Origin of the sequence: Candidatus Desulfatibia sp. (genome assembly GCF_036446775.1) — a bacterium.
In the GTDB taxonomy this organism is placed as follows: Bacteria; Desulfobacterota; Desulfobacteria; order Desulfobacterales; family UBA11574; genus Desulfatibia_A.
In genome coordinates this window covers 1-2,166 of sequence record NZ_JAZFTO010000191.1, presented here as the reverse complement: position 1 = coordinate 2,166, position 2,166 = coordinate 1, and the positions used below count along the sequence as shown (strand labels likewise).

Here is a 2,166-nt window from a genome sequence, read left to right as displayed (position 1 = left end):
GTCATCATTCTATTCATCACACTGTCCGCCTGCGGAGGCGGCAGCGGCGGCACATCGTCCGCGCCCGACGCGCCCACCAACGTTGTATCGGTCGGCGGAAGCGGGACGGTCACCACAAGCTGGGACGATGTCGACGGCGCGACGTCGTACAATATGTACATGTCGACGATGCCGGGGGTGACGCCGGTCGAAACGGGGTCAGATATGTCAATGGGCACCATGAAATATGAAAACGTCACCAGCCCGTACACCCACGAGATGGGCGTCCTGACGGCAGGCACCACCTACTACTGCATCTTCACGGCGCTGAACGCTTACGGAGAATCGGCGGCGTCCGAAGAGGTGAGCGCCGTTCCGTAGACGGCGAGGTCGTTGACATTATCAGGAATGCGCTAAAGATGCTGTCGCTTTAAAGAAATTTTCGGTTATTTTTCTTATCTTCAATATTTATCTTGAAATATATTTACATAAGTAAACATAGTGTTAAGCCTATAAAATAATTGTAGTTATGCGATTAAAGTATAATTACAGCATGGACAACGGAAAGGAAGTATAATTAGAAAGCTAGTAATTATACTTTACGGCCTAAAGTATAATTACAATATGGATAACGGAAAGGAAGTATAATTAGAAAATTAGTTGTTATACTTTACGGCTTAAAGTATAATTACAAGTGGCTGATTTTTAATAAGGTATAAAATAGTAATGAAACCCTCTGATTTTACAGAAAATAAACCAGGAAAAGTAATTGAAGTAGAAAACGGTTGTCATGCATTTGTTCCCGATAGGCTTCCTCCATCATTAGATATTAACTGGATGTTGGCGGAAAAGAATTCGAAAGCAGATATTGCGCTGGGAGAATTGGCGGGTGTCGCCCGAATACTGCCAAACCCGCATCTTTTAATAAATCCTTTTATCCAAAGGGAGGCTATTCTTTCCAGCCGAATCGAGGGAACCCAATCAACACTGTCGGAACTTTTGCTTTTTGAAGCATCAGGGAAAGTTGATAGGGAAAGAAGCGATGTGCGTGAAGTGGCGAACTACGTCAAGGCCTTGAAGTACGGGTTAAAGCGATCAAAAGATTTACCAATGTCTTTAAGGTTAATAAAAGAGTTGCATCAACGGTTAATGGAAGATGTGCGTGGTGAAGAACTTGCGGCTGGCGAGTTCAGGCGTTTGCAAAATTGGATTGGGCCTCCCGGACGCACTAAGGAGGAGGCCACTTTTGTGCCTCCTCCAGTGCCGGAAATGGAAAAGGCTGTATATGAACTGGAAATATATATGCACAAAAAGCCGTCCTTGCCGCCGCTTGTCCGCTTGGCTCTGATACATTACCAGTTTGAGGCTATACATCCCTTCTTTGACGGCAACGGCAGGGTTGGAAGGCTACTTATAACGCTGTTGCTGTGCATGGAAGATTTGCTGCCCCAGCCATTATTATATTTAAGCGCATATTTTGAAAAACATCGTAGGGATTATTATGATCTACTTTTAAACGTAAGCCTTCATGGGGAATGGGCGGAATGGATCAGTTTTTTTCTGGTTGGCGTTACAGAGCAGGCTAAAGACGCCATTAAACGCTCCAAGCTGTTGCTAAATCTATGGCAGGATTACCGGACTAAAATACAATCTTCCCGTTCATCCGCCCAGATGCTGACGATAATAGATCTATTATTTATCTCCCCAGTCATTACCATCAGATGGATAGTTAAAATGGCAAAAGTTACTCCTGTTACAGCACAAAACAATATTGAAAAACTGATCGGTTGGGGTATTTTAAGAGAAGTTACCGGCAAAAAACGCAACCGCCTGTATGTTGCCGAAAAAATTCTTGAAATAATAGAAAAAGAAAAACTCGATTGATTCTACCCTTTCGTTTTGCGCATGATCTTTTGGATTATTCCCGTCGTCGAGTTGCCTTTAATATATTTTACGGTCTTTACCGTTCCGCCCCATCCCCTCACCTCTTCGTGGCCGACTATCTGGTCGACTTTATAGTCGCCGCCTTTAACCAGTACGTCCGGCTTTACGGCTCTTATCAGCTTTATCGGGGTAAGCTCGCCGAAAATTATCACATGGCCGACGCAATCGAGTGCGGCCATTATGTGCGAGCGGTCGTGTTCGTTTAAAAGCGGCCGCCCGGCGCCTTTGAGCCTTTTAACGCTG

Annotated in this window: 2 protein-coding genes and 1 pseudogene; 2 read left to right on the top strand and 1 reads right to left on the bottom strand. The window is 44.9% G+C overall.

What is annotated here, in order from left to right; genetic code table 11:
- Positions 1–360, top strand: a 360-nt coding sequence (locus V3S16_RS09460) for a fibronectin type III domain-containing protein (protein ID WP_413884437.1), incomplete at its 5' end; no start/stop codon positions are given.
- Between the two features lie 345 nt (positions 361–705).
- Positions 706–1,863, top strand: a complete 1,158-nt coding sequence (locus V3S16_RS09455; protein WP_413884436.1) for a Fic family protein — start codon at positions 706–708, stop codon at positions 1,861–1,863.
- Positions 1,864–1,865: 2 nt separating this feature from the next.
- Here the strand turns inward: V3S16_RS09455 and V3S16_RS09450 are convergent.
- A pseudogene (locus V3S16_RS09450) lies at positions 1,866–2,166 on the bottom strand (D-glycero-beta-D-manno-heptose 1-phosphate adenylyltransferase); the annotation flags it as partial.

Coding starts and splice junctions, on each gene's coding strand:
- V3S16_RS09455 (WP_413884436.1), top strand. CDS start 706: ATGAAACCCTCTGATTTTACAGAAAATAAACCAGGAAAAGTAATTGAA.